Source organism: Terribacillus sp. FSL K6-0262, assembly GCF_037977385.1.
Taxonomy (GTDB): Bacteria; Bacillota; Bacilli; order Bacillales; family Amphibacillaceae; genus Terribacillus.
The window spans coordinates 1,842,414-1,855,125 of record NZ_CP150277.1 but is presented as its reverse complement, the minus strand read 5'-3'; the positions used below and the strand labels follow the sequence as shown (position 1 = coordinate 1,855,125).

The following is a 12,712-nucleotide window of genomic DNA, read 5'->3' as shown; positions in this document are numbered from 1 at the left end:
AGACTCCTCCATGTACATGAGGAGTCTTTTCTGCTTATTAAACAAGCACATTCGGACGAAGGAATTCCTTCCTTTCATACGTATATCGTTCATAGATATCAGGGATTGGTTCAAATCCGATTCCTGGTTTATCCAACACGTGAATCCTGCTTTCACTGTCCAATACTGCATCCGGTGTAACGAAATCTTGTATATAGTATCTGTCTGAAGCTGGGATATCGTTTGGGAATTGATAATTTGGAAGGGTGGCTGCCGCTATATTATGGGCTCGTCCTATACCCGAATCCACCATGCCTCCGCACCAAACCGGAATATCGTATCCTGCACAAAGCGCTTGAATTTTTTTAGCTGCAGTCAAGCCTCCGACACGTGCCACTTTGATGTTGATTGTCCCCGTACTCCCGAGCTCTATCGCCTTTCTGGCATCTTCGACTGAATGTATACTTTCATCCAGGCAAATTCTCGTGTTTACCTCCGCTTGAAGCTTGGCGTGGTCTACAATATCGTCATGGGAAAGCGGCTGTTCGATCATGATCATATTAAGCTTGTCGAGTTCCTTAAATAATCCGATATCCTTTAATGTATAGGCAGAATTTGCATCGGCCATCAGCATGACCTCAGGGAATTCTTCGCGTACAGCTTTCAGGAATGCAAGATCACTGCCGGGCTTGATTTTTACCTTTACCCGTTTATAACCCTCCGCACGATGCTGTCTGACGACTTCCACCAATGCCTCCGGACTTTCCTGAATACCGATGCTTACACCGGTCTCCACCTGCTTGCGTACACCACCCAATGCCTGCGCAAGCGGAATGCCTTGTTCTTTGGCGTATAAATCCCAGATTGCGCAGTCCAGCGCCGATTTCGCCATATTATTTCTTCGTATATGCTTGAAAAGATGATATACTTCCTCCGGATGTGTGATCTCTTCCTGCGAATAAATCAAGGGAATCAGATAATCTTCGAGAATATGCCAAGCAGTCTTATTTGTCTCTTCACTGTAGTAAGGAAACGGCATAGCAGAGCAATCCCCATAACCAATGTGATTCCCGGAATGTACTTCGGCAACAATAAAATCCTTATGTTTCAATTCACCAAAGCTTACGAGAAATGGCTTCTTCAAATCCATTTTCAGTTTACGCAGCACTATTTTTTTGATTTTCATCTTTCATTTTCCTCCTCCATATTAAATTGCTTGTACATTGGCATTGGAATGACGATGCTTCCGTGTGTTAAGCATGAAGCTGATTGCAACGGACAAACATGCCGCCACAATCAAAAACCAAAATGCAGAGCCAAAAGAACCGGATACCTCGACAATGATTCCAATGATGACAGGGGAAACAAAGCCAGCTGATTGACCAAACAGGTTGATGACACCTGCAGCAGAACCGGCAACTTTTCCTGATAAAATTTTCAATGGCAATGCCATTGTGGTTGCCAATACAAATGATTTGAAGAAATAGACGATGCCTTGAAAGGCAATGACGGATCCTACAGTTTGAGCGGTATACATGAAATAAAGGAAGATAGCAGTGATGGAAGCACTTGTTATCAAAAGGATTTTTTCCCTGCCGTCAAAAAATTTCACCATCACCCATCCGCCAATTGCTGTTGAAATTCCAGCAGCGATGAAAGGAAGCGGGGTAAGCAGTCCGATAGCTTTTAAATCCAGTCCTCTTTCCGTCAGCAAATAGGTCGGCATCCAAGAATCCAGCCCCTTATTGATGAGACTCATGCCGAACCAAATCAGCGCAAGCTGCCAAAGGATCGGGGTTGCCAAAAGCTGTTTGAGTGGTACCTTTTCGGTTTTCTTTATTGCTTGGCCGGTTTGTATCTGATCCATGTTTTTCGGTTTTACAGGTTTAACCCAAAACCAATATATTAGTGCAAACACCACTCCAGCAATTCCGATGATAAAGAACAAGTTCCGCCACCCAAAAGCCAACAGAAGCGGGGCTACCAGCAAAGGAGCGATGGCACTTCCAATGTAGTTGGAAGAAAGCATGACAGAGGACATTTTAGGCCTCTGCTCTTTCGGGAAGTTTTCAGCGAGACCCTTGATACTGGCAGAAGGATAAGCTCCTTCCCCCAGGCCAAAAAGCAGACGAATGGCAATAAGGGAAGCCAATGACCATGCAAGTCCAGTGATTGCTGTAAAAACAGACCAGAGCAAGATTGCTGAAAGAATGACATTCTTTGAACCAAATCGATCAGCAAGCCATCCTCCGGGTATTTGCATGGCGGCATAACCAATGAAGAAAACACTTAATACAATTCCAAGAACAGAAGAATCCAAATTGAAGTCAGCGCCGATGGATGCCAATGCAATACTGATTGCTGCTCGATCAATATACGAAATGCACCATCCGATGAACAATAAAACCAACACGGAATACTTGCCTGCAGAATGCCTGGAAAAGAATGCTTTCATCTTGTTCCTCCTTTAAGTCGATTGTCGACTTTATATGGAAGCTGATCATTTCGATCAGCTCATTCCCGCATGGATACGCCGCTTGACATGGTGCAGTAAATCCTTGTTGTGCTGCTGAAGTAAGGCAGCCACTTCGCTTGCTTGATTTTCTTTCAGCAAAGAAACAATGACACGATGATCTTTGATCGATTTAGCTACATTTTGCTTGTCTGAAAATGTTAAGCTCTGCAGTCCCAAAAGGGATATTCCCAATCCTTCATACATTTTCTTGATGATGCTGCTACCCGCCATATCGATAATGCATTGATGGAAGAGATAATTAAGCTTGGTATAATCACTTTTGTTTTGATTGACATGCATTTGAATGAGTATCCCTTCCATTTTCAAAACACAATCAGATATGATCCCTCTTTCAATGATGCGGCTCATCGCCATCTCTTCCAGGACAATGCGAAGTTCCAAAATATCCGATATATCAGCTTTTGTATAACCACGCACGACTGTACCTTTACGAGGGATTTTCTCTAATAACCCTTGGTTTGTCAAAAGGATGAAAGCTTCCCGGATAGGGGCTCTGCTTGTCCCAAATTGTTCAGCATATTGGCTTTCGATTAATTTATCTCCCGCTTTCAATTCGCCTGTTATGATTTGTTCCATGATATATTCTGAGATGATATAAGAAAGTCCCTGCTTACTTAAATCAAGTTGTTTTATACGAGACACCTGCCTTATGAAACGTATCCTCCGTCGATTGTCGACTCAATTGGTTACTACTAATCTTATCTGCCTCGCTATAATTTTCAAAGTTTTCTGTTAAATTTTCTTACGGAAATCTTCTCGCTGAATACAAAAGGGCCATGCCCTGATTTCAAGAAATGCGTATCCTGCTAATATATGTGCTGAAAAAATAAGAGGTACCGTCTGCGCAGTACCTCTTATTTCATTGAGCCGAAGCTTCTTTTTCTTTTGCTTCCTTATGCTGTGTATTGAGAAGCACCAAGCCGACAATGACCAATATCAATCCACTGAATTTCATCAGTGATACCGATTCTCCGAAAAACCCTATTCCGATCATCGCCGTGAGTGCTGTCCCTGCTCCCGACCAGGTTGCGTAAGCTGTGGACAAAGACATGGATTTCAGCGTAAAAGATAAAAATAGGAATGCTCCAAGATATCCGATCACCACAATGACAGATGGAAGCAATACAGAAAATCCGTCGGATACTTTCAGCATGGAAGAAGCAATCGTCTCCAATATGATTGCCGCTGCAAGAAATAAACCTGCTTTCATACCACATCTTCCTTTACTTTGATAAATTCATCAATATAAGCCCGACAAGCAATATAGCAATGCCCAGTGCTCCTTTTTTATTGATTTTCTCCTTGAAAAGCAATATACCGATCACAACCGTCAAAATCGTCCCGACCCCGCTCCAGGTAGCATAAACCACCCCTAGCGGCAACGATTGCAATGTAATCGACAATGCATAAAAGCTTATGCCATAGCCCACTACAATGCCGATGATAGGCAGCAGCCGCTTAAATCCATCCGATAATTTCAGCATTGTCGAGCTGAAAACTTCAAACAGTATGGAAGCCGCCAAGAATAAATAACCCATTTTCATTTTCCTCCTTTATCCATCCGGTCCAGCAGCCTGTGCATTAATTCTGCCGCAAAGGCCGATGTGCTGGTCATTCCAGACATCTCATTGAACCATAGCCCATCACAGACAAAGCGAATCGTAGCCATCTCTTCCCATTCCAAACCGTCCTGCTCGAGCTGCTGCTGCCATCTCGAATAACCTTCTTTCCAGAGCTCCAAGATTTCTGGATGGTCGCTAAAGATGGAAATAAGCGCGCTGCTTCGATGTATTGCCCCTTTTTGGATATCCTCCAGCGTGGCTAATGCATAAGCCCTTGTATAAGCTCCTCTCCCATTTGGCTTTTCTTTAAGATAACGATCAATCGTTTCTTCAAATTCTCTTATAGCAGTCAAATTCATCTCCTGATATAGAGATTCCTTTGTACGATAATGATATAGCAAGCCGCCTTTACTGATCTCTGCCCGCTTGGCTATTTTTTCAAGCGTGACATTACTGACGCCCTCTTCAAGGATGAGCTTAGCAGCTGCGTCCAAGATTCTATCTTGTGTTTTCATTCTTTCACCCCTAACCGTCCAGACGGTATAGCAACAAAATAACATCTGCATCTGATTTTGGCAATCCATCTCAAAAAACATCACCCTGCTTCTCATGAGCCCTCAGCGAATAAAAGGGCTGCATCAGCAGCATCACATCCCTTTATCCTCTGATAGCGATCCATCCTCAAAGACAAAACTAAGGATCGATAATTCCGGCAATCCAGAAGATAGAGCGCACCAAGGGAAGTTGATACATCTCTCCTTTAAGCTCTCTGGATCCCGGTTCATCAATCCAACGATAGGAAGATGGGGATGAAATGGCCTGAATATCGGAGATGATCGAGCCGCTCACTTTTTTGTAGGCAATGGCGATTGTAATCGTTCTCATTTTCCTATACTATAGACCTAGATAGATTATCCTCTTTTAAGGAATAGGTGATCCTGATGCAGATCAAGCAAGTGTTGAATAATAATGTCATCACCGTCTTGGACGAGCAGGAACATGAGCTTGTCATCATGGGACGGGGTATTGCTTTTGGCCGCAAAGCCGGTGATAAAGTGGATGAGTCCCGTATCGAGAAGATATTCAAGCTCGATGATAAGGAAATGAATAAACGGCTGATGGAATTATTGGCTGAAATACCGCTTTCTTTCGTCGAGGTATCCGAAGAGATCATCCGATACGCCAAACAGCACACCAACAAGAAGATACACGATAATATCTATGTAAGTTTGACTGATCACATCTATTATGCTGTAGAACGTTTTCAGCAGGGAATTGATATAAAGAACGCGTTGCTTTGGGAAACAAAACGTTTTTATCCAGATGAATATCGAATCGGACAGCACGCCCTATCGATCATAGCCGAGAAAGTCGGTATCATTCTGCCTGAAGATGAGGCAGGCTTCATTGCCTTGCATATAGTCAATGCACAAATGAACGAAGATATGCCAGTCATGATCAATATCACAAAGTTCATCCAGGACGTCCTTCACATTGTAAAATTTCATTTTGGCATTGAATATGACGAAGAGTCGCTTGCCTATTATCGATTTGTTACCCATTTGAAATTTTTTGCTCAGCGAATCCTGAACCATCGCAGCCAGAAAGAGGAAGATAATAGTTTATTCGAGATGGTGAAGGTCAATTACAGCAAAGCCTTCTCCTGTGCGCAGAAAATCCAATCCTATATCCAAAAGATGTATCAGGAGCAGCTTACCAATGAGGATTTGCTTTACCTGACCATTCACATACACCGGGTTGTACAAAAGAAAGAAGTATATAACCAGAGCCAGCCGTGACCGGCTGGCTCTTTGCTGTTCTTATAGATCGTCAAACCCGTTCAGGTCACTGGTTTTTGTGTACTGGCGGGACTTCTGTTCGAAGAAATCGGATTTTGTACCGTTGAAGTTATCTGTGTAAGCACGGATCCACTTCATCGGATTCTTTTCATAGCCTTCGTAAATCTCGCTTAGTCCGAGCATGCGCAGCATTTTATTTGCACGATATTTTACGTAGCCTTCCATATCATCCAAGTTGATGCCATCGATACCATCAAGTACATAACGGCTCCATCTTGTTTCCTGCTCGACAGAATGACGGAATTGATCATATACCCACTCAATGAATTCCTCGTTGTTATACTCCGGATTTTCCGCCAGCGTTGCTCGGAATAATTCACTGATGAAACGGCCATGATGCAGTTCATCCCGATTGATATAAGAAATCATCGTGGAAGTGCCGACCATTTTCTGGTTGCGTGCCAAATTATAAAAGAACGCAAACCCGCTGTAGAAGAATAAGCCTTCCAATAGAGCTGAGTAAACCATTGCTTTAAGGACTGTTTCGATTGTCGGATTTTGTGCAAATTCGTTATATACAGCCGCAATTCTTTCATTGCGTTCAAGCAATACTTTATCCGTGCGCCCTTCATTGAAAGATGCAATCTGGTTATCATAATTTGTAACAGAAGCCAGTACATACGTATAGCTGTGATTATGCTCGCTTTCCTGGTCGGCAATCGTTGCCAGGATAGATTTGACACTAGGATCTGTCGAATAAGCAGCGATTTTGGAGGCGATATCCGTTTGCGGACCGTCCAATGTCGCAAGCAAACCGATGATTTTCAGGAATGCTGTACGCTCCTGCTCCGATAGATGAGCGAATTGCTTTGTATCTGCCACCATATTCACTTCATTTGCAGTCCAGAACAGACCGCGGATCGTTTTGCGCAATTCATAGAAATGCGGGTATGCAACATTATCCCAATGCAGGATTCCGCTTGCTTCCCCGTTGAATAATGCAGTAGATTTATTTGGATGCTTCGGCTCAAGCACCGCAGCCTTCATCAATTTAGCCATTCCAATACTCCTCTCGTCCATTCCAATACTTCTTCTTCCTGAGATCCCCTTGGTGACTGCTCGATCTTGAGCGGTGCAATCGGTGAATGATAAAATTTTGCCAGCTTGTCCGCCGCCATGCAAAACATATCGTCTCCGCCGAATTGCGTATCTCCTGTGCCAAAGACAAATACATTCTCTGGCTTATATCCTACATCCGCCACAAAATCCTTTACATCGAATGGGGTATCGCCTGAGCCCCATGTATACGTGCCGATCAGCATCGCATCATAATCCGGAACATGCGGAAACGGCTCATTGCCATTGATGCAATAGAGCGTCACGTCTTGCTGCTTTTGGTTCAATTCTCCCGCAATCAGCTCGGCAACTTCCTCCGTGTTGCCACTGACTGAAGCATATGCAATGAGTAAGGTTTTTGTTTGGAGGGATTTTTGCATCGTTGCTGTTCCTTTATCAGAAAGTACCATCGTATCAGTCCAGTCTGTTCATCATTTTATCATAAAGCGTGTCGATTCGATAGATGTTCTCTTCCCTCTATCTTAACAAAGAAAACTATATATGGATATAACTCAAACACAAAAATGTATATGTAGTATTATTCTGTTAACTTTATGTGTCCGAATCTGGATATAAACAAATAAGACGGCCAAAAGATGCCGGCTTTCCGTTTCGCTCATTTGCTGCGATCACTGCTTTATGGGATGTCAATGATTAAATCCGCCCATGATGAGGAGGAAACCAAAACTCATTTCATCTTCATGCACAAGATATCCATACATCCTCAGCTATTTTTTCCGTATCCTGTATCCGAATTTCTTCACTGATCGGCCTGGCATTGAATGTCACAAAGATAGCATGCTCATCCCTGGCTTGCAGCTTTGCCTCTTTCACTGCAAGGATGGTGGTTACTTCTACGACCAGCCCAGTTTCTTCCTTCGCCTCCCGCACCGCAGCTTCGGCAAGCGACTCACCTTGCTCGACTAAGCCTCCCGGCAATGTCCAGCTGCCGTTCTTTTTGTTATGAACCATAAGTACTTCCTTTGTTTCTTCATGATGGATCAATGCGTAGGCCACTTGTACTCCCTTCATTTTCATCCAGTATATACCAAACAAATAGTACTCTGTTGACAATAAGTAAAGAAGTATATATAGTTTAGTTTAGTTAACTTAATTTATGAGGTGTTTATGATGAAGGCATTATTCACAAATAAACAATTCAGCTGTCTGCTTTTCTCAGAACTTTTCTCGGTTTTGAGTTTTTCCATGTATATGATCACCGTATCCTGGTACGTCGTCGATGTTTTACATCATCCCCAATACCTCGGATTGGTCATGGCGGCTGCTTCCATACCGCGTATGATCACGATGATAATTGGCGGTGTACTCGCTGATCGCATCCAGAAATCAAAGATCCTGTTCAGCACCCAATTGCTGCAGGGTCTGTTGATCGGTGTCCTGCTTTGGGGGCTTGCTCACGATTCCCTGACGATTGCGTTATTGCTGGTTGTTTCATTTTTCATCGGCTGCTTGGATGGATTTTTCTTTCCTGCTCTTTCGTCCTTGATTCCCAGCATTGTGACCCAAAAAGAGCTGCAACCTGCCAATACACTCATTCACAGTTCCCAGGAACTGTTATATTTGATCGGCCCGATTGCTGCAGGCGCCATCCTGCACTATTATGATTTCAGTGCTACTTTTGCGGTCAGCATTGCTGCTACGGTCATAGGCGCATGCTTCGTATTCCCTGCATTTATCAAGGATGCCAAGCCAGATAAATACAAAGAAACTACGTCTTTTATGACGGAGTTCAAAGAAGGCTATCGTTACTTGCGTTCTTCTTCCATCTATATATCTGCCATCAGCATCATCATCATTGTGAATTTCTTTGTATTCGGCCCGATGTTCCTGAGCTTGCCAATACTTGCGGAAGAGCTGGGCGGCAGCGCTCTGGATCTTAGCTTTTTAGAGGCTGGTTTCTCTGTCGGCTCCCTAGCAGCCACTATCTTCCTGCTTTTCTTCACACTAAAAAAGAATCGCGGAAGACTAGTGCTCTTGTTCCTGATTGTCAGCGTTTTATCTCTTGGGATCTTCAGTCAGATTCCAAGTTTGCATTGGCTGATTCCTGTTGCAGCAATGATCGGATTCTTCGGCTTCATTACGTACATCCCGACCGATGTCATCATTCAGGAAAAAACGGACCCCGCAATGATGGGACGGGTCATGAGTATTGTATTTTTGGCTTCCACGGCATTCGATCCAATCTCCCAAACTTTGTTCAGTTCTTTGATGTCCATCGGCCTCTCGGCAAGGATTCTGCTTGCCGCATTCGCCGGAACCGGATTGCTTATGGCAGTCTTGGTATTTGCAAAAGCTAAGAAATGGCGTAATATGCAATAAAGAAGCAGTTTTGGAAGGAACGATGAACATGGACCATTCATATAAGGAAGTCATCCGAAGAATGAATGAAGCATATGAGGAGTTCGGCATCCTGATCTCTCAAGAAACCAAGAAACTAGATGAGCTGGATTTGACCGTCCAACAGGAATACATGCTGTCTTATATCCAGAAGAACGACCAAACCACCGCCAATGATATCGCAGCAGATTTCGGCATCTCCAAAAGTGCTGTAAGCCAAGTGCTATCCAAATTGGAGAAAAGAGAAATGATTACGAAGCAAGCCAATCCCACGAATAAGCGGGAATACTTTCTGGCTCTCGGAACCAAAGGACGAGAGTATATGGAAAGCCTCAAACAATTGGACGAGATACTCATCGATAAATATTATTCCAAAATCGACCTTGAAGAATTGCATCAAATGACAGAGACCATGATGCGGATTAATGATGTCATACGAAAACAAAAGAAATAGAGGTGCCGCCGAGTTGGGGCACCTCTTTTTTTTTAGCTTAAGCGGGTGACGGTAAGGGATGCTCCGATGGAACCGCCCGCCGTTCAGTATGGCAGTGCCCGCTAAACCAAATAGCTGCAAAGCATCTGTATTCCCGGCAGTTAAGTTTACGATCACATTACCTTCATAAAAAGGTGTGGCTGAGCATCAAACGCTACCACTCCAGTCAATCCGACTCCTATTGCACCAGTATTCCCTGTTACCCCCATGGCTCCAGTTATCCCAGCCAAAAGCGTGCTATAGTCTGGCTAAGTTCCTGGTATTCCAACAGGAGATGCCACTTCACTGATGTACAAACCGCCGCCATAACCGACCACTTGATCCGCTGTATAAAATGGCGCTGCTGCTGGATCGAATGGCAGTACACCGCCTAATCCAATTCCCGTCGCACCCGTTGCACCGGTAGGCCCAATCGGACCTGGTATGCCTGTAGCTCCTGCAGCTGCTAACATTGTATAGTCAGGGGAGCTGTCTGGAATCCCGCTGGGGGATGCCACATTCGATATATAAAGACTGCCGTTATATGTGACAATCTGCCAAACTGGATAGGAAGGGGCAGCTGCAGCATTGAATGGTACGACCCCTTGCAGCCCTACACCCTGTTCCCCTGTCGGACCGGTTGGGCCGGTAACGCCTGTTGCTCCTGTTGCATTGGCATTGAACATATTTGGATAGTATGTTCCTCTGCCGCTGCATCCGTCTCCATTATTCAAAGGAGTCAATTTTTGCACCTCCAGATATATTCGCTGCTGTCAGCATATGTTATTGCCACTGTAAGAGGAACTCTTGGAATGGCAATTGGTAAATATGCCATACATCCCTCCCTGCACAAATCCCCCTCGTATATATACATCTCTTCCAGAAACCTGTAATTAAATTTATAATGACAGCAGTACTTTTTAGAAATAACGAGGTGGATAGAATTGAAAACCAAAAAACTGACCCTCATGGCCATCCTCGCTGCAATCGGCGTGCTCGGTGCACAATTCATCTGGTTCCCAACAGGGGCTGCCCGTGCTTTTCCTGTACAGCACGCAGTGAATGTCATTGCTGCTGTTCTGCTTGGTCCTGGGCCTGCTGTAGTTGTCGCCTTCCTTATCGGGCTTGTTCGCAATATGCTGGGGCTTGGGAGTTTGCTGGCTTTTCCGGGAGGGATGATAGGTGCTTTGTTTGCCGGGTTGTTTTATCGCCTCTTCCGCCGGAAGGGTGCAGCGGCGATTGGCGAGATGATCGGCACCGGCGTGCTGGGTTCCCTGCTATCCGTTCCGATTGCTAATTTACTTATGGGACAAAAAACCGGCGCATTTGCATTTGTTCCGGGTTTCCTCGCCAGTTCCATTACGGGTGCCTTACTTGGCTGGCTCATTATCCGACGGGTTAAAACGCCTAAACAGAACAAGCATAAATCAGGATCCTAAGTGGCCCTTTTTCAAAGATCACTTCCCGAAATCAATTGTCCATGGCATCGCTCTTTTTTGCCGACGGACATGGAAGGGATGCAAACGATCTTTGTATGAAAAAAGCTGGATGCAGCTCAGATTAATCGAAACTCTACCTATGTATTGCCGAAACAAGCCATATATGAGCATCCTGAGTTAATGCAGACATGCTTCAGCACAAAGAAATCAACTGACTCAATTGCAAATTGTTTTAGACTTTATCGATCAAAAATCATCGGAAGGATCATGGCTGGAGCAAAAAGCGTGATGACGGCGTTTCTGTTTTACAAGACTTTGCTGCCTGGTATGTTTGATGCTTCATCCGTCCATACTGCTGACTAGTGAGGTGGTAAGGATGGATGCAAAACCGAATCTATTATATTCCATGCTGGACGGGTACAAACCGATCCGTAATTTGCTAGGATTGGGCGACCCGAGTGTACAGAAAATAGATGACCAATGGTGGATGTTCTTTGGGGGCTTCCAGCGCAATCTCAAAAATAATCTATTCAGCGCCAGCCTACCAAAAGGAGCTCCGCTGACAGCCAATGCCTGGCGGATTACGACTTACCCGGGAAAACCGCACAAAGCGAAGCCTTTGCTTCCCCAGCCAAAGGAAGCCGCCTGGGATCGGTATGGACTGCGTGAACCTTGTTATGCGGAAGGGAAGGTAAATGGAGATTATGTGCGCCGTATTTACTACACGGGTCGGAGTGCCAGCAATGTCGCAGGAAATGAATCTCCTTATTCCATCGGCTGTCTGGAAATGAGGCATGGCAGATGGTTCCGTCATCCAAAGCCCGTGATGGTAGGGACCGTCCGAAATGACAGTGTACTTGCCCCTAAAGTGATCTATGATGAAGGGAAATGGAAGATGTGGTTTGCAGCTACGCCACACGAACCGGCCAAAGGAGATATTCCGATGCATGAGGTGTATGCGTCCGAAAGCGAAAACGGCTTGGACAACTGGTCGAAGCCCCGCTTGTTTTTCACCCGGGAGGATGCTTTCACGCACGCAAGGCCGAAACGGATTCATGATATGTACTACTTACTCGTCAGCCGCTGCGGCAACGCCTTCGGTGAAGAGACATATAAACCGCAAGATCTCTGGTTGTTCAAAAGCAAAACAGCCAGCTTTACAAGAGCCGATTGGTCGGAAGAGCCGAAGCTGGTCCTTAAAGCAGACAATGGCGAAGCCTGGTACCAGAACGGCATATTCGGCTCCTGTCTTTGTGTTGATGATAACGGAGAGCTGGTTGTATTCTTCTCGGCTATCAATAAATCCATCTACTGGCTTAATGAAGCTGGCGCCCGAATCAAGAGAGGGAAAAAGCCGCCGTTTCCTGCACCTTTTTATTTTACCGTCGGAAATATGCGGCTTAATGAAGATGCTGCCGCAAAATAATAAGGAATGCAGCTCCTGCATTCCT

At 44.8% G+C, this 12,712-nt stretch carries 16 protein-coding genes; 5 read left to right on the top strand and 11 right to left on the bottom strand.

Features of this window, described 5'->3' with window-relative positions; genetic code table 11:
- Window positions 1–37: 37 nt before the first annotated feature.
- The 7 genes from menC to MHI54_RS09645 all read right to left on the bottom strand — a co-directional run bounded on the left by menC (window position 38) and on the right by MHI54_RS09645 (window position 4,962).
- Window positions 38–1,165, bottom strand: coding sequence for an o-succinylbenzoate synthase (menC, locus tag MHI54_RS09675; RefSeq protein ID WP_095216970.1), 1,128 nt, complete (start codon window positions 1,163–1,165; stop codon window positions 38–40).
- Window positions 1,166–1,186: 21 nt separating this feature from the next.
- Entirely contained in the window at window positions 1,187–2,434 is a 1,248-nt protein-coding gene (locus MHI54_RS09670; protein ID WP_095216971.1) for an MFS transporter, read from the bottom strand.
- A gap of 54 nt (window positions 2,435–2,488) precedes the next feature.
- Complete coding sequence (locus tag MHI54_RS09665; protein ID WP_255374716.1) at window positions 2,489–3,157, bottom strand: GntR family transcriptional regulator; 669 nt, start codon at window positions 3,155–3,157, stop codon at window positions 2,489–2,491.
- A gap of 217 nt (window positions 3,158–3,374) precedes the next feature.
- Window positions 3,375–3,725: a multidrug efflux SMR transporter gene (locus tag MHI54_RS09660; protein ID WP_095216972.1), complete on the bottom strand. Its 351-nt coding sequence runs from the start codon at window positions 3,723–3,725 to the stop codon at window positions 3,375–3,377.
- 13 nt (window positions 3,726–3,738) lie between these two features.
- Window positions 3,739–4,059 carry a multidrug efflux SMR transporter gene (locus MHI54_RS09655; RefSeq protein WP_095216973.1) on the bottom strand — a complete coding sequence of 107 codons (321 nt, stop codon included), beginning with the start codon at window positions 4,057–4,059 and terminating at the stop codon, window positions 3,739–3,741.
- Window positions 4,056–4,592 (bottom strand): TetR/AcrR family transcriptional regulator, encoded by a 537-nt coding sequence (locus tag MHI54_RS09650; protein WP_158221579.1) that lies wholly within the window; start codon window positions 4,590–4,592, stop codon window positions 4,056–4,058. The genes MHI54_RS09655 and MHI54_RS09650 overlap by 4 nt, the downstream gene beginning before the upstream one ends.
- 178 nt (window positions 4,593–4,770) lie before the next feature.
- Window positions 4,771–4,962, bottom strand: coding sequence for a hypothetical protein (locus tag MHI54_RS09645; RefSeq protein ID WP_095216975.1), 192 nt, complete (start codon window positions 4,960–4,962; stop codon window positions 4,771–4,773).
- 56 nt (window positions 4,963–5,018) lie between these two features.
- Here MHI54_RS09645 and MHI54_RS09640 point away from each other — a divergent pair, with 56 nt between their 5' ends.
- The gene (locus MHI54_RS09640) at window positions 5,019–5,876 is read left to right on the top strand and encodes a PRD domain-containing protein (protein ID WP_340081365.1); all 858 of its coding nucleotides are present in this window, start codon (window positions 5,019–5,021) and stop codon (window positions 5,874–5,876) included.
- A gap of 21 nt (window positions 5,877–5,897) precedes the next feature.
- On the opposite strand, the gene MHI54_RS09635 is transcribed toward MHI54_RS09640, so the two are convergent.
- The 3 genes from MHI54_RS09635 to MHI54_RS09625 all read right to left on the bottom strand — a co-directional run bounded on the left by MHI54_RS09635 (window position 5,898) and on the right by MHI54_RS09625 (window position 8,009).
- A complete protein-coding gene (locus tag MHI54_RS09635; protein WP_095216977.1) occupies window positions 5,898–6,935 on the bottom strand; it encodes a ribonucleotide-diphosphate reductase subunit beta in 1,038 nt (345 codons plus the stop codon).
- Window positions 6,923–7,372: a flavodoxin gene (locus MHI54_RS09630; protein ID WP_095216978.1), complete on the bottom strand. Its 450-nt coding sequence runs from the start codon at window positions 7,370–7,372 to the stop codon at window positions 6,923–6,925. Before MHI54_RS09630 ends, MHI54_RS09635 begins: the two co-directional genes overlap by 13 nt.
- 319 nt (window positions 7,373–7,691) lie before the next feature.
- Window positions 7,692–8,009, bottom strand: a complete 318-nt coding sequence (locus MHI54_RS09625) for an NUDIX hydrolase (protein ID WP_233135145.1) — start codon at window positions 8,007–8,009, stop codon at window positions 7,692–7,694.
- 111 nt (window positions 8,010–8,120) lie between these two features.
- Between MHI54_RS09625 and MHI54_RS09620 the strand changes: the two genes are divergently transcribed.
- Together MHI54_RS09620 and MHI54_RS09615 are read left to right on the top strand one after the other, a co-directional pair.
- On the top strand, window positions 8,121–9,332 hold the full coding sequence (locus MHI54_RS09620; RefSeq protein ID WP_340081363.1) for an MFS transporter: 1,212 nt from the start codon (window positions 8,121–8,123) through the stop codon (window positions 9,330–9,332).
- A gap of 28 nt (window positions 9,333–9,360) precedes the next feature.
- Window positions 9,361–9,804: a MarR family transcriptional regulator gene (locus MHI54_RS09615; protein WP_095217004.1), complete on the top strand. Its 444-nt coding sequence runs from the start codon at window positions 9,361–9,363 to the stop codon at window positions 9,802–9,804.
- A gap of 287 nt (window positions 9,805–10,091) precedes the next feature.
- On the opposite strand, the gene MHI54_RS09610 is transcribed toward MHI54_RS09615, so the two are convergent.
- On the bottom strand, window positions 10,092–10,565 hold the full coding sequence (locus MHI54_RS09610; RefSeq protein ID WP_340081362.1) for a hypothetical protein: 474 nt from the start codon (window positions 10,563–10,565) through the stop codon (window positions 10,092–10,094).
- A gap of 201 nt (window positions 10,566–10,766) precedes the next feature.
- On the opposite strand from MHI54_RS09610, the gene thiW reads away from it, so the two are divergent.
- Both thiW and MHI54_RS09600 read left to right on the top strand, forming a co-directional pair.
- Window positions 10,767–11,261 carry an energy coupling factor transporter S component ThiW gene (gene thiW / locus MHI54_RS09605; RefSeq protein ID WP_340081361.1) on the top strand — a complete coding sequence of 165 codons (495 nt, stop codon included), beginning with the start codon at window positions 10,767–10,769 and terminating at the stop codon, window positions 11,259–11,261.
- Between the two features lie 376 nt (window positions 11,262–11,637).
- Complete coding sequence (locus tag MHI54_RS09600) at window positions 11,638–12,687, top strand: hypothetical protein (protein WP_340081360.1); 1,050 nt, start codon at window positions 11,638–11,640, stop codon at window positions 12,685–12,687.
- The last annotated feature ends 25 nt before the right edge of the window (window positions 12,688–12,712 follow it).